General features: G+C 71.6%; 14 protein-coding genes. 6 read left to right on the plus strand and 8 right to left on the minus strand.

From position 1 onward, the window contains the following. Positions 1-226: 226 nt before the first annotated feature. The 7 genes from ACFZBB_RS16995 to glgX all read right to left on the minus strand — a co-directional run bounded on the left by ACFZBB_RS16995 (position 227) and on the right by glgX (position 13,238). Positions 227-1,771, minus strand: a complete 1,545-nt coding sequence (locus ACFZBB_RS16995; protein WP_391122796.1) for a DEAD/DEAH box helicase — start codon at positions 1,769-1,771, stop codon at positions 227-229. A gap of 51 nt (positions 1,772-1,822) precedes the next feature. Continuing rightward, positions 1,823-2,026 carry a cold-shock protein gene (locus ACFZBB_RS17000; RefSeq protein WP_188279682.1) on the minus strand — a complete coding sequence of 68 codons (204 nt, stop codon included), beginning with the start codon at positions 2,024-2,026 and terminating at the stop codon, positions 1,823-1,825. Positions 2,027-2,303: 277 nt separating this feature from the next. After that, complete coding sequence (locus tag ACFZBB_RS17005) at positions 2,304-4,652, minus strand: M4 family metallopeptidase (protein WP_391044828.1); 2,349 nt, start codon at positions 4,650-4,652, stop codon at positions 2,304-2,306. A 593-nt stretch (positions 4,653-5,245) separates the two neighbouring features. Beyond that, positions 5,246-7,192 carry an ABC transporter transmembrane domain-containing protein gene (locus ACFZBB_RS17010; RefSeq protein ID WP_391122799.1) on the minus strand — a complete coding sequence of 649 codons (1,947 nt, stop codon included), beginning with the start codon at positions 7,190-7,192 and terminating at the stop codon, positions 5,246-5,248. Beyond that, the gene (locus ACFZBB_RS17015; RefSeq protein WP_391122802.1) at positions 7,189-9,141 is read right to left on the minus strand and encodes an ABC transporter transmembrane domain-containing protein; all 1,953 of its coding nucleotides are present in this window, start codon (positions 9,139-9,141) and stop codon (positions 7,189-7,191) included. Before ACFZBB_RS17015 ends, ACFZBB_RS17010 begins: the two co-directional genes overlap by 4 nt. A 300-nt stretch (positions 9,142-9,441) precedes the next feature. Next, positions 9,442-10,641, minus strand: coding sequence for an MFS transporter (locus ACFZBB_RS17020; RefSeq protein WP_391123215.1), 1,200 nt, complete (start codon positions 10,639-10,641; stop codon positions 9,442-9,444). A gap of 401 nt (positions 10,642-11,042) precedes the next feature. Continuing rightward, a complete protein-coding gene (gene glgX / locus ACFZBB_RS17025) occupies positions 11,043-13,238 on the minus strand; it encodes a glycogen debranching protein GlgX (protein WP_391123218.1) in 2,196 nt (731 codons plus the stop codon). 463 nt (positions 13,239-13,701) lie between these two features. Here glgX and ACFZBB_RS17030 point away from each other — a divergent pair, with 463 nt between their 5' ends. From ACFZBB_RS17030 to ACFZBB_RS17050, 5 genes are all read left to right on the plus strand, one after another. After that, positions 13,702-14,940, plus strand: a complete 1,239-nt coding sequence (locus ACFZBB_RS17030) for an Ig-like domain-containing protein (RefSeq protein ID WP_391122805.1) — start codon at positions 13,702-13,704, stop codon at positions 14,938-14,940. A gap of 301 nt (positions 14,941-15,241) precedes the next feature. Continuing rightward, positions 15,242-16,411, plus strand: coding sequence for an Ig-like domain-containing protein (locus ACFZBB_RS17035; RefSeq protein ID WP_391123221.1), 1,170 nt, complete (start codon positions 15,242-15,244; stop codon positions 16,409-16,411). Between the two features lie 99 nt (positions 16,412-16,510). Beyond that, complete coding sequence (locus ACFZBB_RS17040) at positions 16,511-17,278, plus strand: enoyl-CoA hydratase-related protein (RefSeq protein ID WP_391044672.1); 768 nt, start codon at positions 16,511-16,513, stop codon at positions 17,276-17,278. 331 nt (positions 17,279-17,609) lie between these two features. Next, on the plus strand, positions 17,610-18,101 hold the full coding sequence (locus ACFZBB_RS17045; RefSeq protein ID WP_391122808.1) for an ATP-binding protein: 492 nt from the start codon (positions 17,610-17,612) through the stop codon (positions 18,099-18,101). A gap of 512 nt (positions 18,102-18,613) precedes the next feature. After that, a complete protein-coding gene (locus ACFZBB_RS17050; protein ID WP_391122811.1) occupies positions 18,614-19,102 on the plus strand; it encodes a hypothetical protein in 489 nt (162 codons plus the stop codon). 28 nt (positions 19,103-19,130) lie between these two features. Here the strand turns inward: ACFZBB_RS17050 and ACFZBB_RS17055 are convergent, their stop codons facing one another. Continuing rightward, entirely contained in the window at positions 19,131-20,444 is a 1,314-nt protein-coding gene (locus ACFZBB_RS17055) for a LuxR C-terminal-related transcriptional regulator (protein WP_391122814.1), read from the minus strand. Between the two features lie 337 nt (positions 20,445-20,781). Between ACFZBB_RS17055 and ACFZBB_RS17060 the strand changes: the two genes are divergently transcribed. Continuing rightward, entirely contained in the window at positions 20,782-21,717 is a 936-nt protein-coding gene (locus ACFZBB_RS17060) for a zinc-binding dehydrogenase (protein ID WP_391122817.1), read from the plus strand. Positions 21,718-21,722: the final 5 nt, after the last annotated feature.

A 21,722-nucleotide genomic window follows, 5' to 3' on the forward strand; every position in this document is an offset into this window, starting at 1 on the left:
GGTTGGCCTTCCGGCCGGGGCTTAGCTCAGCGCCTCCGGCCTGCCCGGCTCGTGCGGTGCAGAGGAGCCGGAGGATTCGGATCGCCGCGTCGGCCTGCGGCCGGGGCTGTTTCGGTGCCGCGCGGCCGCCGGCCGAGGCGGTGCTTGGGGGTGCCCGGTGCGGCGGAGATGGTGAAGCGCCCCTGCCGAAGGGATCGGCGGGGGCGCTTCGTTGTGCGGGGTGGGGTCAGGCCGCGCGGCCTGAGCTGCCGGTGTCGCCGCCGCGGGCGCGGCGGCCCACCGCGCCGCCGCGGCCGGCGGCGGCGCCGGGGCCGGTGCGGCGGCCGCGGCCCGCGGCGCCCTCGTTGGCGGTGGCGCCGGTACGGCGGGGTGCGGCCTTCTTGGCGGGCTGCTGACGCTCACCGGTGGTGGCGGCGCCGCCGCGGCCACTGCCGCCACGACGGCGGCGGGACGGGGCCGCGCCGGGAGCCTTGGCCTTGGGGGCCGGGACCTCGGCGGCGGGCAACGTGACCGGGGTGCCGGACGGCTGCCGGGCACCGGTGATCCTGACCAGATCCGCGTCGCCCGGACGGACCCGGGCGGTGTGCGGCCGGATCCCGGCCTGCGTCATGAGCCGGGCGTTCTCACGCCGCTGCTCGGGCAGCACCAGCGTGACGACCGTGCCGGACTCACCGGCCCGCGCCGTACGCCCGCCGCGGTGCAGATAGTCCTTGGCCTCGGTCGGCGGATCGACGTTCACGACCAGGTCGAGACCCTCGATGTGAATCCCGCGCGCCGCGACATTCGTGGCCACCAGCGCGTCGGCCGTCCCCGTACGGAACTGGTCGAGCGCCCGGTTCCGCTGCGGCTGCGACTTGCCGCCGTGCAGCGCCACCGCCCGCACCCCGAGGCCCAGCAGGTGCTTGGTGAGCCGGTCGGCGCCGCGCTTGGTGCCGACGAACATGATCACGCCACCCTGCCGGGCGGCGATCTCCGCGGTCACCGCCCGCTTGGTCGCCTCGTCGACGTGCAGCACATGGTGCTCCATCGTCGTCACCGTCGCGGACGACGGGTCCACCGAGTGCGTGACCGGATTCTTCAGGAACCGCTTGACCAGCTTGTCGACATTGCGGTCCAGCGTCGCCGAGAACAGCATCCGCTGCCCGCCCGGCTTGACCTGCTCCAGCAGCCGCGTGACCTGCGGAAGGAACCCCATGTCGGCCATCTGGTCGGCCTCGTCCAGTACCGTCACGCCGACCTGGTCCAGCGAGCAGGCGCGCCGCTCGATCAGGTCGAAGAGCCGTCCGGGGGTCGCGACCAGGATCTCGGCCCCGCCGCGCAGCGCGGCGATCTGCTTGGTGATGGAGGCGCCGCCGACCACCGCGGTGGTCCGCAGCCCGAGCACCTTCGCGTACGGCGCGAGCGCGTCGGTCACCTGGGTGGCCAGCTCGCGGGTGGGCACCAGCACCAGCGCCAGCGGACGCTTGGCGTCGGCACGGCGGCCGAGCGCCTTGACGCGGGTCAGCATCGGCAGGCCGAAAGCCAGCGTCTTGCCGGAGCCGGTACGGCCGCGGCCGAGCACGTCACGGCCGGCGAGCGAGTCCGGCAGCGTCGCGGCCTGGATCGGGAACGGTTCTGTCACCCCGTCGGCGTCCAGGGCGGCGACCAGCGCCGGGTCGAGCGGAAGCTCGGAGAACAGCTTTACGGGGGACACGGGTGACAAAAGCGGGATTCCTTCCTCGGGCCGCCACGGCGGGAGCCATTGCGGCGGCTGCACGCGAGAGGCCCGCACCGTGCGGTGCGGGCCTCTCGTTACCGAGCGTCGCGGCTCGGTTACTCTGAATTAGAGCGGACGGATGTTCTCCGCCTGCGGGCCCTTCTGGCCCTGCGTGACGTCGAACTCGACCTTCTGGCCCTCAAGCAGCTCACGGAAGCCCTGGGACTGAATGTTCGAGTAGTGGGCGAACACGTCCGGGCCGCCACCCTCCTGCTCGATGAAGCCGAAGCCCTTTTCCGAGTTGAACCACTTCACGGTTCCGGTAGCCATAACAATCTCCTTATGGTGGGGCAGTTTCCAAACCCGCACTGTACGGATATGGGTCGCTGTAGATGATCACCCCACACCGGAGAAATCCGGCAAAACAAAAGTGCGCCCGGAATCGCAATCATCCAGGCGCACAAAAAGTTCTGGGTACCACAACTGCAACGCGACTAGCCTACCAGAGTCCGGCGGCCTCCGGTCGATCTTGTCCCGGCGAGTTCCTCTGCCCGGGTCCTGCGGCGGGTGGGGACCCGCCGCAGGACTCAGACACGAGCCGTACGGGCTAGCTGACGTTGACCGCCGCGTCGTCGATCAGGAACGACGTCGCGAGGGAGGCGTCCTCGGTGCCGGTGAACTTCAGGCTGACGGTCTGGCCCTTGTAGGAGGACAGGTCGACCGAGCGCTGGACGTAGCCGGTGCCCTTGTTGACGTTGGAGTAGGTGACCAGGGTCGTGCTGCCCGCCGTGAGGGTGAGCTTGTCGTACGCCGTGGTCGTGGAGGTCTCCTGGCTGCTGATGTAGAGCCAGTAGGTGAAGGTGGCGCTGGTGCAGGAGGCGGGGATCGTGACCGACTGGGCGAGCGTGTCGGTGTGCGTGGTCCCGTAGCCGTTCAGCCACGCCTTGTACGAGCCGCCGTGGGACGCGGCGCCGGTGCTGTTGTCGATCACGCCCGACGTCGTCGTCCAGCCGGTGTTGCCGCTCTCGAAGCCCGGGTTGGTCAGGAGCTGCGCCGCGGTGCAGCCGCCGCCGCCCGCGCTGGTGACCGTCCAGGTGAAGGTCGCCGTACCGGTGGCGTTGGTGGAGTCCTTCGCCGTGACCGTCACGCTGGAGCTGCCGGTCGCGGTCGGGGTGCCCGAGATCAGGCCGCTGGAGGCGTTGATCGACAGACCGGCCGGCAGGCCGGTCGCGGTGTAGGTCAGCGCGCCGCCGTTGGTGGTGCTCGCCTGGATCTGGAGGCTGGCCGCCGTGTTCACCACGGTGGACTTGGCGCCCGGGTTGGTGACGGTGACGCCGCTGGGCGTGGTGACCCGGCTGCCGACGTTGATTGCCGCCCAGGTGTTGGCGACCGTGTTGTACGTGGCGCTGTTGGCGCCCCACAGGTCGGCCGCCGCCAGCAGCGACTGGGTGCGGGCCGACGCGTAGTTGGTGGTCGAGGTGAAGCGCTCGGTGAGCGCCTTGTACCAGAGCTTGAGGGCGTTGTCCCGGCCGATGCCGGGCACCGACAGACCGTCGGAGGTCGGGCTGTTGTAGCTCACACCGCCGATGACCTTGGCGCCGCTGCCCTCGGAGAGCAGGTAGAAGAAGTGGTTGGCCGGGCCCGACGAGTAGTGCACGTCGAGGCCGCCCAGGCTGGAGGACCAGTAGTCCTTCGAGCCGCCGTCCTTGCTCGGCTGGTCCATGTACCGCAACGGGGTGCCGTTGCCGTTGATGTTGATCTTCTCGCCGATGAGGTAGTCACCCGGGTCGGAGGTGTTGTTGGCGTAGAACTCCACGCCGGTGCCGAAGATGTCCGAGGTGGCCTCGTTCAGACCGCCGGACTCACCCGAGTAGTTCAGCCCCGCGGTGTTGGAGGTGACGCCGTGGCTCATCTCGTGGCCCGCGACGTCGAGGGCGGTCAGCGGGTGCGTGTTGCCGCTGCCGTCGCCGTACGTCATGCAGAAGCAGGAGTCGTCCCAGAAGGCGTTGACGTAGCTGTTGCCGTAGTGGGCGCGGGAGTACGCGGCCACACCGTCGCCGCGTATGCCGCTGCGGCCGAAGGTGTTCTTGTAGAAGTCCCAGGTCTCCTGGGCGCCGTAGGCCGCGTCCACACCGGCGGTCGTGGCGGTCGACGGGTTGCCGTCGCCCCACGTGTCGCTGGACTGCGAGAACAGCGTGCCGGTGCCGGAGGTGCCGTGGTTCAGGTTGTACGTCTTGTGGCCGCCGCGCCCGCCGTCGGTCAGCGTGTACGTCGACCCGGACTGCGTGGTGCCGATGGTGACCTGGCCGCTGTACTCACTGTTGCCGATGCCGGTCTCGATGCCCTGGTACTCGTACAGGCGGTTGCCGGTGCTCGCGTCGGTGATGACGTGGAGCTGGTTCGGCGTGCCGTCCTCCTGGAAGCCGCCGATGACGGACTCCCAGGCCAGTACGGGCGTACCGGACGCGGCCCAGATGACCTTGTGCGGCGCGCCGACCGCGGCCGGGGAGGCCGCGCCGTCCGCCTTCGCGCGGGCGAGCGCGGTGGTCTTCGCCGAGTCCGCGCTCTTGACCGCGGTCGTGCTGGCCACCGCCACCGAGGCGTTGGTCGCCTTGTCGACACCGGTGGTCGCCCCTGCGGCGTCCTGGTGCACGATCAAGTCGCCGCCGAGGACCGGCAGGCCCTGGTACGTACGCTCGTAGCGGGTGTGGACGGTGCCGTCGGTGTCCTTGGTGACGGACTTGACGACCAGCTTCTCACCCGAGCTCAGGTGCAGCGAGGACGCGGTGGCCGCGCTCTTGGTCTGCGCCTGCGAGACGAGGGTGGCCTGCTGGGCCGGGGAGAGCGATGCGGGCAGCGCACCCGCTCGCGGCTGAACATGTGTACTGGCCTGGGCCGTTGCCTGCCCGGGTACGCCTGCTGAGGCCGTACCCGCGGGCAGTGCGACCGCCAGCATCGCTGCACCGGCAATCAGCACTCCTGCTGCTGTTGCCTTGCGGGGGGATCTGCGCACTCGTCACTCCTTCTGCGGCGACCGCGGATGGGCGGTCGGTGACAGTCCGGACAGGTGGGGTTGGTGATCTGTCCGGGTAGAGCTGTGGCACTGCTGTAGTGCTGTGGCGTTGCTGTGGGACGGGGCACAGAGTGGCATCCTTTACCGGTACATGTCAGTGGCGTGGGGCAAACTTGGCCGAAAACAGTCCGTTGTTCGGTGAGCGGTGTTCGCATAGCGGTCATTTGTCATCGCGGTGTTGCGCGGAGAAGAAGTTTTTCTGCGGGCGAATGGGGTCAAGAGGGGGCCAATCCGGCCCTCTGGATCAGGCGGAGTTGGTGTCCCGGCAATACGAACCGCCCTTGGCGCGTGGCGCGAAGGGCGGTTCGTTGGCGTGGGCCGGGCGGTGCGCCGACGCGGGGCGGGGCGGTGCGCCGACCCGGATGGGGTGGTTCGCCGACACAAGCGGGGTGGTTCGCCGACACAAGCGGGGCGGTTCGCCGACGCGGGCGGGTGCCGCGTCGGCGTGGACGGCCTCGTCGTAGGGGCGCTGACGGTCAGACCAGGCTGTCCCGCCACGCCTGGTGGAGTCCGGCGAAGTGGCCGTCGTCCGCGATGAGTTCGTCCGGGGTGCCGTCCTCGACGATCCGGCCGTCGCGCATGACCAGGACCCGGTCGGCGATCTCCACGGTCGACAGCCGGTGCGCGATGATCACGGCCGTACGCCCGTTGAGCACGGTGTGCATCGCGTGCTGAACGGCCTTCTCGCCGGGCACGTCCAGCGAGGACGTCGCCTCGTCCAGGATCAGCACGCCGGGGTCGGCGAGCAACGCCCGCGCGAAGGCGACCAGTTGGCGCTGGCCCGCGGAGATACGGCCGCCGCGCTTGCGTACGTCCGTGTCGTAGCCGTCCGGCAGCGCCGCGATGAAGTCATGGGCGCCGATGGCCTTCGCGGCGGCCTCCACATCCTCGCGGGAGGCGTCCGGCCGGCCGATCGCGATGTTCTCCGCGACCGTCCCGGAGAACAGGAACGCCTCCTGCGTCACCATCACGACCCCGCGCCGCAGATCGGTCTGCGTGAGATCGCTCAACTCCACGCCGTCCAGCAGCACTCGGCCACTGGTGGGGTCGTAGAACCTGGCCAGCAGTTTGGCGAGCGTCGACTTGCCCGCGCCGGTCGCGCCCACCACGGCGACGGTCTGCCCCGCGGGCAGCCGCAGCGAGAACCGCGGCAGCACCTCGCCGCCCGTGCGGTACGCGAAGCGCACCTCGTCGAAGACGACCTCGCGGCCCGGCAGTTCGCCCGCCCGCTCCGGCAGCGGCACCGCGCGCTCGGGCGCGGGCTCCGGCACGGTCGGCCGCTGGGCCAGCAGCCCGGCGATCTTCTCCAGTGAAGCCGCCGCGGACTGATAGGAGTTGAGGAACATGCCGAGCCGGTCGATCGGGTCGTAGAGCCGCCGCAGATACAGCACGAAGGCGGCGAGCACGCCGAGCGCCATCCCGCCGTCCGCCACCCGGTACGCGCCCCACATCACGATCGCCGCGATCGTGACGTTGGCGATCACGCGGGAGCCGACGACGTAACGCGCCATCTCCAGGATCGCGTCGCCGTTGGCCCGCTCATGGCGGTGGTTCAGTTCGAGGAACGCCTCGTCGTTCGGCTCCTCGCGGCGGAACGCCTTCACCGGGCGGATGCCGTTCATCGTCTCGGTGAACTTCACGATGACGGCCGCGATGGCCGTGGACCGTTTGCGGTAGGCGACCATCGAGCGGCGCTGGTACACGCGGATCGCCACGTACAGCGGGGCGTACGACACCAGGGCCGCCAGGCCCAGCTCCCAGTCGAGGAAGATCAGCAGCGCGGTGATGTAGACCGCCGACAGCACGACCTCGATCAGCTCGTCCAGGCCGTCGTTGAGCAGCTCGCGGATCGACTCGACGTCCGAGGTGGAGCGGGAGATCAGCCGGCCCGAGGTGTAGCGCTCGTGGAAGTCCAGGCTGAGGGTCTGGGCGTGCCGGAAGATCCGGCCGCGCAGGTCGACCAGCACGTCCTGGCTGACCCGGGCGGCGACCCGGATGAAGAAGCGCTGGAGCGTGCCGGAGGCGATGCCGCAGCCCATGTAGCCGCAGGCGACCGCGATCAGCGCGCCGTGCCGGCCGTCGCGCACCGCCGGGATCGCGTGGTCGATGGAGTACGCCACCAGGAGCGGGCCCGCCTGCACGGCCGCCTGCTGGACCAGCAGCAGGATCGCGGCCAGCCAGACGCGGGCGCGGTGCGGGCCGAGGAGCGAGCGCAGGAGGGTGAACTGGGCGTTCTTCGGGGCGGGCAGGACGTCCTTGGCAAAGGGGTCGTCGGGCGGGAGCGGCGCGGTGGTGGGCTCGTCGAAGTCGTACTCCTCGGTCGCGCCGGCTTCTGTCGCGTCCTCTTTCGCCGCGCTCTCTTTCGCCGCGCTCTCTTTCGTCGCGCCCTGTTCTGTCGCGCCCTGTTCTGTCGCGGACGTCATCGGGCGTCGCTCCTCTCCCGCGCGGCGGAAGCCTCGTCGGCCTCCCCGGTTCGTTCTTCGGCGCCGTGCTGCTCCGGCAGGTCCGGGTGCCCCTCGGCGTCCGGCTCTTCGTCGGCGCCCGACATCAGGTGGCGGTAGACCGCGCTGTCCCGCAGCAGTTCGGCGTGCGTGCCGACGGCCGTGATCCGGCCGTCCTCCAGCAGTGCCACCCGGTCCGCGAGCATCACCGTGGACGGGCGGTGCGCGACGACCAGCGCGGTCGTGTCGGCCAGCACCTCGCGCAGCGCGGCCTCGACCAGCGCCTCGGTGTGCACGTCGAGCGCCGACAGCGGGTCGTCCAGGACCAGGAACTGCGGGCGGCCGACCACCGCGCGGGCCAGCGCGAGCCGTTGCCGCTGCCCGCCGGAAAGGCTCAGGCCCTGCTCGCCGACCTGCGTGTCCAGGCCCTGCGGCAGCCGCTCCACGAAGCCGCACTGCGCGACGGCCAGGGCGCGTACGATGTCCGCCTCGTCGGCGCCCTCGGGGCCCGCGCCCATCGCCACGTTCTCCCGTACGGTCGCGGAGAACAGCGTCGGCTCCTCGAAGGCGACGGCGAGCAGTTCGCGCAGCCGCTTGACCGGCAGGTCGGCGATGTCCGCGCCGTCCAGGGTGATCCGGCCGCCGGTCGCCTGGTGCAGCCGGGGGAGCAGCGCGGTCAGCGTCGTCTTGCCGCTGCCGGTGGCGCCGACCAGGGCCATCGTCTCGCCGGGGCCGACGTGCAGGTCGACGCCCTTGAGGAGATCGGGGCCCGCGTCGGGGGCGTCGGGGTAACGGAAGCGGACGGCGTGCATGCGCAGACCGTCGCTCGGTCGCCCGGCTCCGGTGCCGTCCGTGGCACTCGCGGCGCTTCCGTCGTTCTCGCTCCCGCTGGTGCTGCCGGTGCTGCCGGTGCTGCCGGTGCTGTCGGGTTCGGGGGTGTCCATCGCCTCGAAGTACCGGTCGGCGGCGGTGGCCGCCTCATTGCTCATCGCGAGCAGGAAGCCGATCGACTCGACCGGCCAGCGCAGCGCGAGGGCGGTCGACAGGAACGCCACCAGGGTGCCCGCCGACAGCTTGCCGTCCGAGACCTGGAGCACACCGCACACGAGCGCGGCGCCGATCGCCACCTCGGGCAGCGTCATGATCACGGCCCAGATGTCCGAGAGCAGCCGCGCCTTGCGCATCTCGGTACGCCACAGCCCCCGGGTCTGCGCGCGGAAGGCCCGCGCCTGGCTGCGGTGCCGGCCGAACGCCTTGATGATCCGGATGCCCAGCACCGACTCCTCGACCAGCGTGGCCAGATCGCCCGCTTGGTCCTGCGCGCGGCGGGCGGCCAGCGCGTACCGCGTCTCGAAGACGGAACACATGATCATCAGTGGCACGGCGGGCGCCAGCAGCACCAGGCCGAGCAGCCAGGACTGCGCGAACAGGATCGCGAAGCCGATCAGCACGGTGACGGTGTTGACCACCAGGAAGACCAGCGGGAAGGCGAGGAACATCCGCAGGATCTGGAGGTCCATCGTCGCCCGCGAGAGCAACTGCCCCGACGCCCAGCGGTCGTGGAACTCCACAGGCAGCCGCTGGAGATGCCGGTACAGATCCGCCCGCATCGCCGCCTCGACCCCGGCCAGCGGCCGGGCCACCAGCCACCGCCTGATCCCGAACAGCAGCGCCTCCAGCAGCCCGAGCAGCAGGATCAGCCCGCCGCCCAGCCACACCCCGGCCGGATCGTGGTCGGAGACCGGGCCGTCCACCATCCACTTCAGCACCAGCGGAATCAGCAGCGCCACGCACGACGCGCCCGCGCCCACCACCGCGGACACCCCCAACCGCACCCGCACCGCCCGCACATAAGGCCAAAGGCGCAGCAGCGACCGAATCGCTGATCTCGAACGGACGGCGGGCGCGGGGTCAGTGGTCGTGGCAGACATCCCTCCCGACATTAGGCGCGACCACCGACACCGCTCACCCGGTTTTCCGCCGCGCGTACCCGCCGCCGATCCCTTCCCGCCACAGGAACGGGGCCGCCCCAGCGATCACCTGTCGCACACCATGGGAATCCTTGAAGAATTCATTACCTCGCCATGACCCGAGGCCCCCGGACCGGACGGTGAGGCCGCCTTCCGCGTGGATCCACGGCCGGTGGTCCGGGGGCAGCCGGATTGCCCCGTTGGGGCGGGTGGTGAGGTGCGGGAGCGTGGATGGCCGGGGCCGGGAAGGTCGGGGGCGGGTTAGGTCGTCGGGGCTCGGCGGAGGTTGCGGATGGCGGGGACGGAGAGGAGGAGGGTGCAGACGATGAGGGTGACCACGGCGCCGGTCTGGAGGACGTGGCGGGCGCCGAAGGCGGCGGAGGCGGGGCCGGCGAGGGACTGGCCGACGGGCATCATGGCGATGGAGCCGGCGACCTCGTAGGCGTGGATGCGGTTGAGGATCTCACCGGGGACCTGGGTCTGGACGCTGGTGGCCCAGTTGACGCCCCAGTAGGCCCAGCAGATGCCGGAGCCGAAGACGCAGGCGGCGATCGCGGGGACCGGGAGGTCGAAGCCGACCGAGGCGGGCATCAGGGCGGTGCCGAAGAGGGCGATGGAGCCCGCGCGCAAGGGGCGGTCCGCGCGTACGCGCATGGCGATCAGCGCGCCGACCGCGGTGCCGCCGCCGAGGGCGGAGTTGACGAGGCCGTAGGCGCCCGCGCCGTGCTCGGGGATGATCTGACCGGCGGCGAGCGGTATGTAGGGGCCGAAGACAAAGATCATGTAGCCCATCCAGATCACGATCACCCCCCACATCCAGGTGCGCGCGCGGAACTCCCGCCAGCCCTCCGCGAGATCGGCCTTGAACGTGCCAGTGCCAGTGCCAGTGCCAGTGCCAGTGCCCGAGCCGGTGCCCGTGCCCGACCCCGTCCCGGCGCCCGTCTTCGCCGGAAGCGGTCGCAGCCGCAGCGCGATCAGGCACAGCGCGCTGACCAGATACGTCGACGCGTGGACGGCGAAGACGACACCCGGTGAGGTGAAGCCGACCAGGACACCGGCGACCGCTGGCCCGGCCAGCCCCGCGACGGACTCGGCGGTACGGGTCACGCCGTTGGCGCCCTGCACATCGGTGGCGACCCGCACGACCGTACTGGCCACGCCCGGCTGGAACATGGCCGCCGCCGTGCCGTTGACGACGGCGATCAGCGCCATCTCCCACAGCGTGATGTGGTGGGTGAGGAAGAGCACCGCCGCGGTGGACTGCGTGCCGACGCGTACGAGATCGGCGCCGATCATCAGCCGCCGCGCGTTGAAGCGGTCCGCGAAGACCCCGCCGAAGATGACGAATCCGGCGAAGCACGCGGTGGACGCGGCCATCACCAGGCCGATGTCACCGGCCGAGTAGCCGTACTGGATCAGACCCGCGGACAGCGCGACCGGCAGCATCGTGTCGCCGAGCATGGCGACGGAGCGCGCCGTGAAGTAGAACCGGAAATTCGCCGACCACAGCCGCTCCTTACCGGGAAGCGGGGATGTGCGCGGGAGGTCTACCGGGGAGGTACGCGGGAGGTCCACTGCTGCGTCGGACAACGGCATGAGATTCGGCTGCGAAAGCGGCTCGGCGGCATCGGCCCCGGCGCGGTCGGGGCTGGGCGCGGAAGAGGTCACCAGGACATAGTGGACTGGACCATTCGGTGTCGTCCACACCGGTCCACACCGGTCCACGCCATTCCCCGCACCGGTCAACGCACCGGTCAAGGCCGGTCAACGCACCGGCCCACACCACCCCCCACACCACCCCCCACACCGGCCCCCGCCACGCCGAGGCGCCCCCCGCCTCCCGACCGCTCCGGTGACCGAACTCACCCGCTGAGCAGGTCTTCCCGTCCCTCCCCGCCACCGCACGCCCGGTACAGCCGCACGGACCTCTCCGCCACCGCAACCTCGGAACCAGCTGCCGCACGCGCCCCGTCAGGCGCCGCCGTCTGCTCCTCCAGGGCGGTGTCGACGAGCAGTTCATACGCCGCCGCCCACGGCGCCCCCGGCAGCGTGAAAGCGGCGGGCCGCGACCCCGCGTGCGCGATCAGCAGGAAGCTGTCGTCCACGACCGCCTCCCCCCGCGCGTTCCGCTGCGGAATCTCCTTCCCCGACAGGAACATCCCCAGCGTCGAGCCCGGCGCGAACCAGTCCTCGTCCGTCATCTCCTCGCCGCGCGGCCCGAACCAGGCCAGATCGCGCAGCCCCTCCGGCGCCTGCGCGAGCCCGGAGAAGAAGCCGCCGCGCCGCAGCACCGGATGGGCCCGGCGCAGGGCGATCAGCCGCGCCGCGAGATCGGACAGCGACCGCCAGGCCGGATCGTCCGCCAGCGACCAGTCGATCCAGCTCACCTCGTTGTCCTGGCAGTACGCGTTGTTGTTGCCGCCCTGCGTCCGCCCCATCTCGTCGCCCGCGACCAGCATCGGCACCCCGGTGGACAGCAGCAGCGTGGAGAGCAGGTTACGGATCTGGCGGCGGCGCAGCGCGCTGATGCCGGGGTCGTCGGTCGGCCCCTCGGCGCCGCAGTTCCACGACCGGTTGCCGTCGGTGCCGTCCCGCCCGTCCTCGCCGTTGGCCTCGTTGTGCTTGCGCTCGTAGCTCACCAGGTCGCGCAGGGTGAAACCGTCGTGCGCCGTGACGAAGTTGACCGAGGCGTACGGCCGCCGCCCGCCCCAGTCGTACAGGTCGCTCGACCCGGACAGCCGGTACGCCAGATCGCGTACATCCCCGGCCGCGCCCCGCCAGAAGTCCCGTACGGTGTCGCGGAACCGGTCGTTCCACTCCGTCCACAGCGGCGGGAAGGCGCCCACCTGGTAGCCGCCGGAGCCCACGTCCCACGGCTCGGCGATCAGCTTGACCCGGCGCAGCACCGGGTCCTGGGCGATCACCGCGAGGAAGGGGGAGAGCATGTCCACGTCGTGCATCGAGCGGGCCAGCGCCGCCGCCAGGTCGAACCGGAAGCCGTCCACGCCCATTTCGGTCACCCAGTAGCGCAGGCTGTCGGTGATCAGCCGCAGCACGTGCGGCTGGACGACGCTGAGGGTGTTGCCGCAGCCGGTGTAGTCGGCGTAGCGCCGCGCGTCCTGCTGGAGCCGGTAGTAACCGCGGTTGTCGATACCGCGCAGCGACAGCGTGGGGCCGCCCTCGCCGCCCTCGGCGGTGTGGTTGTAGACCACGTCGAGGATCACCTCGATGCCCGCCGCGTGCAGCGCCCGCACCATCCGCTTGAACTCGCCGACCTGTTCGCCGCGCGTGCCGCTCGCGCTGTACGCGGCGTGCGGCGCGAAGTAGCCGATCGAGTTGTAACCCCAGTAGTTGCGCAGCCCCTTGCGCTCCAGGTGCTCCTCGTGCGCGAAGTGGTGCACCGGCAGCAGCTCGACGGCGGTCACCCCGAGCCGGGTCAGATGGGCGATGGCCGCCGGGTGCGCGAGACCGGCGTACGTACCGCGCAGCTCCGGCGGAATGTCCGGGTGCGCCCGGGTGAAACCGCGCACGTGCAACTCGTAGATCACCGAGTCCGACCAGGGCGTCTTCGGCCGGTGGTCGTCCTCCCAGTCGTCGTCATCGTCGACCACGACGCCCTTGGGGACGTACGGCGCCGAGTCGCGGTTGTCCCGCACGGTGTCGGCGACCTGCCGCTCGGGCCAGTCGCGGACGTGCCCGTACACCTCGGGGACCAGCGTGAAGTCGCCGTCCACCGCCCGCGCGTACGGGTCGAGCAGCAGCTTCGCCGGATTCCAGCGGGCGCCGGTCCACGGGTCCCAGCGACCGCCGACCCGGTAGCCGTACCGCTGGCCCGGCAGCGCGTCCGGTACGAAGCCGTGCCATATCTCATGGGTCAGCTCGGTCAGCGGCGCCCGCGTCTCGGTGCCGTCCGCGTCGAACAGGCACACCTCGACGGACTCCGCCCCGCCCGCCCACAGCGCGAAGTTGGTGCCCGCGCGCCCGCCGGGACCGGCGTGGAAACGCGCGCCGAGCGGCTGCGCCGAGCCGGGCCACACGGTCGCGAGCCGCGCCGCCACCCGCCGGTCCGACGCACCGGCCGGCGGCGATACGGACGCGACCGGCGGATCCTGCGGTACGGCCGGATCCTGCGGTACGGCCGGGGCGAGTGCGACAGACGGGTCCCGCGGTACGGCCGGGCCCGGCACCGGCGACGACGGCGGCGGTACGGTCGCCGCCCCCGGATCCCCTGCGGGCAGCGGAAGACCCTCCGGGCGTCCCACGACGCCGTGTTCGCGTGTCTCTGACACGTGTATGCCTCCTGCGGCTCCGAAGGACCGAGCTGTGACCAGGTGCGCTGTGCCCGGCAGGGCGGGCCGGGTCCGTACCGTACGCCGGGTGTCCCTCCCCGCGTCGACGGCCGTTTCCCCGCACCCGCTGCTCCATTCATTCCCACCGGGGGGTACGGAGTCACACGGTTGATCGGTGCACGTGACGGCGGCCAGCGCGTTTCCCCGGCGCCGGTCGCCTCGTTGACGGTGCGTGAAGACAGCGGTGAGGCGCGTGCTGCGCGCGGGTGCGGGAGTGGTACTGGGTGCGACGCTGATCGCGGGCTGCGGGGGACCGGGCGGGTCCGACGGGGCGGGCGGGGGCGACGACCGGGCGCCGAGCGCCACGTCGACCGGCACGTCGACCGCCGTACCGGATGTCTCGCAGGCGGCCATCACCGTATCGCCCGGCGACGGCGCGAAGGACGTACCCGCCAGTGGGACGCTGCGCGTCACCGTCGGCCAGGGCAAGCTCACCGGGGTCACCGCCAAGAGCGCGGACGGCACCGCCGTGCCCGGCACCCTCGCCGCCGACGGCAGCGGCTGGCAGCCCACCGGACGCCTCGCGCTGGCCACCCGCTACACCGTCGACGCCTACGCGGTCGACGAGCAGGGCCGCCCGGCCGCCAAGCACGCCGACTTCACCACCCTCGTGCCGCAGCACACCTTCATCGGCTTCTTCACCCCGGAGGACGGCTCGACCGTCGGCGTCGGCATGATCGTCTCGCTGAAGTTCAACCGCCCGGTCACCGACCGCGCCGCTGTCGAACGCGCCATCACGGTCACGTCCGTACCCGCCGTCCCCGTCACCGGCCACTGGTTCGGCGGCCAGCGGCTCGACCTGCGCCCCGCCGACTACTGGAAGGCCGGCACCCGCGTCACCCTCCACCTGCGGCTGCGCGACGTCCAGGGCGCGCCCGGCGTCTACGGCACCCAGTCCAAGGACGTGCGGTTCACCATCGGCCGCGACCAGCGCAGCACCGTCGACGCGGTGGCGCACACCCTGGTCGTCCGGCGTGGCGGCGCGGTCGTGCGCACCCTCCCCGCCTCGGCCGGCGCGCCCCAGCACACCACGTACGACGGCGTGATGGTCATCGCCGAGAAGCACGCCGTCACGCGCATGAACGGTCAGACGGTCGGCTTCGGCGGCGAATACGACATCCCGGACGTCCCGCACGCGATGCGGCTGACCAACTCCGGCACCTTCGTGCACGGCAACTACTGGTCGCCCGCCGGGGTCTTCGGCGCCGCCAACGTCAGCCACGGCTGCATCGGGCTGCGCGACGTCAAGGGCGGCAGCGCCACCAGCCCGGCGGGCTGGTTCTTCGACCACTCCCTGGTCGGCGACCCGATCCGCGTGACCAACTCCCATGACCGCACGGTCGCCGCCGACAACGGGATGGGCGGCTGGAATCTCAGCTGGGCCCAGTGGCAGGCGGGTTCCGCGCTGTAGCGGCGGCTCCGCCCGTCACGCACGCGCGGGCTCCCCGTCCGCAGCCCCGTCCCGCGCACGCGGGCTCCCCGTCCGCCGCACCCCCCACTACACCCCCGACCGGCCCTGGTCCACAGTCATCTGGGACGGAACGGTGACAATCTCGTGAGCACTTGCGCTTGTTCCGTGTGATTGTCTTGCGCTGACCAGGGGAATTCAGGGTGTTCCGGGCGGTAGGGGAGAGCAAGAGTTGAAGCCGATATTGGCTGCGCCGGGTATCAGGAGAAACGTTCTGGTGCTGGCGCTCGGAGCGTTGCTGCTGATGGTCACCGCGTGCGGTGGCGGTGGCGGCGGCAACAAGGCCGGCAGTGGGAACGGCTCCACGTCGGGTGCCTCGAACGGCAAGGCGAACGCGTCGGACACGGTCGCCTCGACCGCCGTCGTGACGATCCTGCCGAAGGACGGCTCGACCGAGGTGTCGACCACGGGGACGCTGAAGGTCACGGCGCAGGGCGGCAAGCTGTCGTCGGTCGTCGTGAAGGACGACAAGGGCACGGAGGTGGAGGGCGCGATCTCCGCCGACGGCGCCGGATGGGTGCCGGCCGGGCACCTGGACACGTCCACGCAGTACACGGTGGACGCGGTCGCCAAGGACGACGCGGGACGTGAGTCCGACAAGCACTCCAGCTTCACCACGGTCACCCCGAAGAACACCTTCGTCGGTTACTACACGCCGGAGGACGGTTCGACCGTCGGCGTCGGCATGGAGGTCTTCCTCAACTTCAACCGGCCGATCACGAACAAGAAGGCCGTCGAGGAAGGCGTCAAGGTCACCGCGAGCCCGTCGGTCCCGGTCGCCGCGCACTGGTACGGCGACCAGCAGCTCTACATCCGCCCGCAGGAGTACTGGGCGGCCGGTACGAAGGTCACGCTGAGCCTCAACCTCAACGGTGTCGAGGGCGCCCCCGGCGTCTACGGCAAGCAGCACAAGGACGTCCACTTCACCGTCGGCCGCCGCCAGGTGAGCATCGTGGACGCGGCCAAGCACACGATGACCGTCTACCGCGACAACAAGGTGCTGCGCACCATCCCGATCTCCTCGGGCGCGCCGGACCACACCACGTACAACGGCAAGATGGTCATCTCCGAGAAGTACGTGACCACCCGGATGAACGGCGACACGGTCGGCTTCGGCGGTGAGTACGACATCAAGGACGTGCCGCACGCCATGCGGCTGACCACCTCGGGCACCTTCATCCACGGCAACTACTGGGCCGCGACCTCGGTCTTCGGCAACAGCAACACCAGCCACGGCTGCGTCGGTCTGCACGACGTGCGCGGCGCGGGTGACGCGAGCACCCCCGCGGCCTGGTTCTACAACCAGTCGATCGTCGGTGACGTGGTGCAGGTGCAGAACTCCAAGGACAAGACCGTCCAGTGGTACAACGGCCTCAACGGCTGGAATCTGCCCTGGAGCGAGTGGACGTCCTGATCGGGGCCGCATAAGGTTCCGCCCGTGTGAGGCACCGCACGTGAGCCGCGACGGCCCGTCCCTGACCTGGGGCGGGCCGTCCGTCGTACGCTCGCCCGTATGACTGTGACCTTTGAAGTCGACGAAGGCGTCGGCACCGTCCGGCTCGACCGGCCGCCCATGAACGCCCTGGACTCCGGCACGCAGGACCGGCTCAAGGAGGTCGCCGAGGAGGCGGCGCGGCGTCCCGAGGTACGGGCCGTGGTGGTGTGGGGCGGGGAGAAGGTGTTCGCGGCGGGCGCGGACATCAAGGAGATGCAGGCCATGTCGTACGAGGACATGGTCGACCGCTCGCGGGCGCTCCAGGAGTCCTTCACGGCGGTGGCGCGGATCCCGAAGCCGGTGGTGGCGGCCGTGACCGGTTACGCGCTCGGCGGCGGCTGCGAGCTGGCACTGTGTGCCGACTACCGGATCGCGGGCGAGAACGCGAAGCTCGGACAGCCGGAGATCCTGCTCGGTCTGATCCCGGGCGCGGGCGGCACCCAGCGGCTGTCCCGGCTGGTCGGTCCCTCGCGCGCCAAGGACCTGATCTTCACCGGCCGGATGGTGACGGCGCGGGAGGCGCTGTCGCTGGGGCTGGTGGACGAGGTCGTTCCGGCCGACGAGGTGTACGCGCGGGCGCGGGCCTGGGCGGAGCGGCTGGCGCGCGGTCCCGCGTACGCGCTGCGGGCCGCGAAGGAGGCCGTCGACGCGGGTCTCGAAACGGATCTGGAGACCGGGCTGACGATCGAACGCACCTTGTTCGCGGGGCTGTTCGCGACGGCGGACCGCGAGACGGGGATGCGCAGCTTCGTCGAGGACGGACCGGGGAAGGCCACCTTCCGCTGAGCCCGCGGATGCTGACGTGTGGTCAGCCGGGGACGGCGATCCGACGCACATGCGGCTGAGCGTCGAACGGGTGCTCGGCTGACAGCGCGTCAGGGGTGACGCAGGGTGCGCGGTCCACCTTAAGGCAACCTTATGCCAGCCTTAAGGAATGGGAGGCCGCCACCATCCGCTGTGATGGTTGCATGCGTCAACTCCACTGGTCAGCGGGGTCGTTGAGGGGCGTTCTGTACCCAGGGCATATGCCTAGTCACAGGCGTGGGGCGGCGCACTCCGTCTGACGAATTCCCCCGGTTACCCCTCGGAGCGCTGCAATTGCAGCCATCATGAAGTCATGGCGGGCCGGGGAGCATCTGAGCAGCCGCAGCGGGTGGACACCGCCGCGGGTGCGGTTCCCGTTCTCACCGACGACACGGCGGCCAAGGCCCTCGATCTGTACGGCGACCCGTCCGTCCAGGAGGTCCATCTGACCTCCCGCCCCGAATCCGCCTCCACCGCCCGGCGCCTGGCGCTCTCCGTGGTACGGGTCTGGGGCCTCCCGCAGTTCGCCGACACCGTGGAACTGCTCGTCTCCGAACTCGTGGGCAACGCCGTACGGCACACCGGGGCGCGGACGTTCGGGCTGCGGATGCACTGGCGCCGGGGCTGGGTCAGGGTCGAGGTGCGGGACCCCTCGCGGGCGCTGCCCTGCCTGCTGCCGGTCCGCGGCCTGGACGCCAGCGGCCGGGGCCTCTTCCTGGTGGACAAGCTCTCCGACCGCTGGGGTGTCGACCTCCAGTCGCGCGGCAAGACGACGTGGTTCGAACTGCGGGTCCCGGAGCGGTAGTTCGCGCCCGGCGCGGGAGTCGGGGCCGTCGTGCGCGGGCGTCGGGGTCATACCGCCGTGACCGGCCCGGATATTGTGAAGAGGCCCTTCGCGTCGTGGTAACGACTGCGCAAGGGCCTCTTCGAACCGCCGCGAAGCAAGGGGGGTGTGGTTCGCGGCGTCTGTGGAACGGCCGAGCGCGGGTCGGTGCGGGCCGTTGAGAAGACTCTGGCACGCAGTGCCAGGCACGGTCAAATGCGCATATGGCTCACATCTGGACAAACGAGGCATTGTGCCGCGCAAAGCAAGGGTGATGTGCACCACCCGCCTTGTAAACCATGGATAAGTACGTTCATCTTCTTCTAATGATCGGAACCCTCGGGGATGTGAGGGGCACGCCCCTGAGGAGGGGTGGGGGTAGCCCCCACACGCAATGGGGGACACACCTGATGGGCCCCCGCGCGGCCGTGCGGAAGAGTCGGTGACACGACGACGGGCGCCCTCAGCGGCCGTCACCGACACAGGAGTTGACCATGGCCGCCAGCACGGCGATCACCGGCCAGGCGGCCATCGCGTCCCCGTCCTCGCGCACCGCGGCCCTCGCCTCCTTCGTGCGGTTCGTGCTGTGCGGCGGCGCAGTCACCGTCCTCGCCAGCGGCGTCCTCCTGCTGATCGGCGACAGCGTCCCCCTCGCCCTGTCCAACGCCGTCGTCACCGTCGGCTCCACGGTCCTGGCCACCGAACTCCACGGCCGCTTCACCTTCGGCCGGGGCGGCGCCGACTGGTCCGACCACTGCGCCTGCGCGCTCACCGTCCTGCTGTCGTACCTCTTCACCACCGGGGCGCTGCTCGCCTACGCCTCCGCGTATCCGTCCGGCGACGCCCTCACCCGACAGGGCGTCTACATCGCGGCCTCCGCCCTCGCCGGCCTCGGCCGCTTCCTGCTCCTGCGGCTCGTCGTCTTCCGGCCGGGCCGCGGCGGTGTCCCGCTCGGCCGGGCGGCGGTCGCCGCCGCGGCCTGACGCCTGGCCCGCGACGGCTGCCTGCGGCCTACGCGGTGGCCGCCGCCGTACGGGTGAGGGCGGCGGCCTCGCCGCGGGAGGCGACGCCGAGCTTGGCGAGGATGTTGGCGACGTGGAATTTCACGGTGGACTCGCTGATGTGGAGGGCGAGGGCGATCTCGCGGTTGCGGCGCCCGAGGGCGAGCTCTTCGAGGACCTGCCGTTCCCTCGGATGGAGGGCGTCCAGCGGACCGGCCGCAGCGGGGGCGGCCGGGAGGTCGGGGGACAGCGGCAGGGTGACGGTGATGGTGGAGCCCCAGCCGGGCAGGGCGTCGAGGACGAGCCGACCGCCGAGCGCCGTGAGCCGGTCGGTGAAGCGGTGGACGGCGAGCGCCTCCGGGGCGAGCAGGCCGGGCCCGTCGTCGCGTACCAGCACGCGGAGCGTGTCCTCGTCGAGCTGCCAGCTCACATGGAGCCGCCCCAGGTCGCCCTGTTCCAGCATGGCCAGGACGGCGCCGCGTACCGCCGCCCGCGCGCCGTGGGCCACGTCGGCGGCCAGGGTACGGCGCGAGGCCGGAGGGCGCAGGTCCAGCTCGACGGGGCTGTAGCGCAGCAGCGGGCGCAGCTCGGCGGTGAGGCGGCCGAAGGCGGTGTCCGCGGGCTCCTCGCTCAGCTCCCGGTCCAGGTCGGCGCCCGCGCGCAGGTCGATCAGGGCCGCGACGGCCAGGTCCACGGCGCCGCGCCGCGCGGCGGTGTCGTCCAGGGACGCGGCGCGCAGCGTACCGAGAATCGCCGACAGTACGGAGGAGTGCGCGTCGGTCAGCTCCGCGATGGCCCGCGCCCTGGCCGCGGCGGCGGCCCGCGAACTGGCCGCCTGCGTCGGTCCTGCCTCCGCCATCCGGCGCTCCTGGTTGACGGTGACCAGGTCCCACAGGCCCTGCGCCACGGCCGTGACGTCGGCGTCCAGCGGCCCGGCCGAGGAGCGTACGACGACCAGCAGCGGGCCCGCGCCCGTGTCGGTGGCCTCGGTGGTCTCCGCGAACTCACGCGCGGAGGCGACGGCGAGCACCGGGCGCGGCGCCCCGGCCAGCACCGCCTCGCCCTGCCAGGGCGCGCCCGCCGTCACCAGCCCGGCCAGGCGCGTCAGTTCGGCGCCGGTGATCCGGCCGGTCAGTTCCTCCTCCCCGAAGGCCGCCGTCGGAGTGAACGTGCAGACGGCGCTCCGCCGGGCGACCGCCCGGTGCGGCACCAGGTCGGTCAGCACCTCCGACAGCCGCCGCATGGTGTCGGGCAGCGGTGCGCGGGTGACGACCAGGGCCCGCGCGAGGGCGTCCTGCGGGCGGATTCCGTCATGGCTCGGCATGCCTCCCGAGCGTACGGCGACGATGATGGGCGCGGACTGTCCTTTCGGCCGGGCGGAACCGTCCGAAGGGCGGGCCGGGTCGGCGGCGGCCTGCGGTGATGCTGGGAAGTGCCCTGAAGGACCCCGGGGAGTACCGGGGACACCCGGGGAGTCCCCCGGGACACCTGGGGAATGCCCGGGGACGCCCGGGGAACGCCTAGGGATGCCGGCGGAACGCCCGGGGAATGCCGCCGTCGCACCAGGGCGCCGCGTCTACTCGGGTGCCCGCCAAGGCAATTGCTTCAGGTCTCCGAATGTTCTCGAATATTTCCGAGCCTTCCGAAGGATTGTGAACCCCATGACGAAGTCCATCGCCTTCACCGAATACGGCTCCGCGGACGTGCTGCGGGTCGTGGACACCGACGTGCCGGAGCCGGGCCCCGGCCAGGTGCGGATCACGGTGCGCACGGCGGGCGTGAACCCGCTCGACAGCAAGATCCGCGCCGGTTACATGGAGCAGGTCTTCCCCGTGGACTTCCCGCATGTGGCGGGCCTCGAGGCGGCGGGTGTCGTCGAGGCGCTGGGCGAGGGCGTCGAGGGCCTGGCGGTCGGCGACGACGTCTTCGGCCAGACCACCACCGGCGCCTACGCCGAGCGGGCGCTCGCCGAGGTCGCGAAGGTCGCACTCAAGCCCGGCACGCTGAGCTGGGAGCAGGCGGCGGCGCTGCCGGTCGCGGCGGAGACCGCGTACCGCGCGCTGGACATGCTCACGGTGCAGCCCGGCGAGACGCTGTTGATCCACGGCGCGGCGGGCGGCGTCGGCACCGTCGCCGTACAGTTCGCGGTCGCGCGCGGCGTCAAGGTCGTCGGCACGGCGAGCGAGGCCAACCACGAGCACCTGCGGGCGCTCGGCGCGGTCCCGGTCGCCTACGGGGACGGGCTGGTGGAACGGGTGCGGGCCGCCGCGCCCCAGGGGATCGACGCGGCGCTCGACGCGGCCGGGCGCGGCGACGCGCTCCAGGCGTCGGTCGAGCTGACCGGCGGCACCGAGCGGGTGCTGTCCATCGCGGACGCGCCGGGCGCGGGCAAGCTCGGCGTCCGCTTCACCTCGGGCGCTGAGGGGTACTACGGCGAGCCCGCCTTCGCGGAGGCGCTGGCGCTGTTCGCTGCGGACAAGCTGACCATCGCCGTCCACGAGGTGTTCCCGCTGGAGGCGGCGGCGGACGCGCAGCGCGCGAGCGAGGCCGGGCACCTGACCGGCAAGATCGTGCTCAGGGTGTCCGAGGGCGTCTGACACCC

The sequence above is a fragment of the Streptomyces sp. NPDC008139 genome (genome assembly GCF_042957025.1).
GTDB lineage: Bacteria > Actinomycetota > Actinomycetes > Streptomycetales > Streptomycetaceae > Actinacidiphila.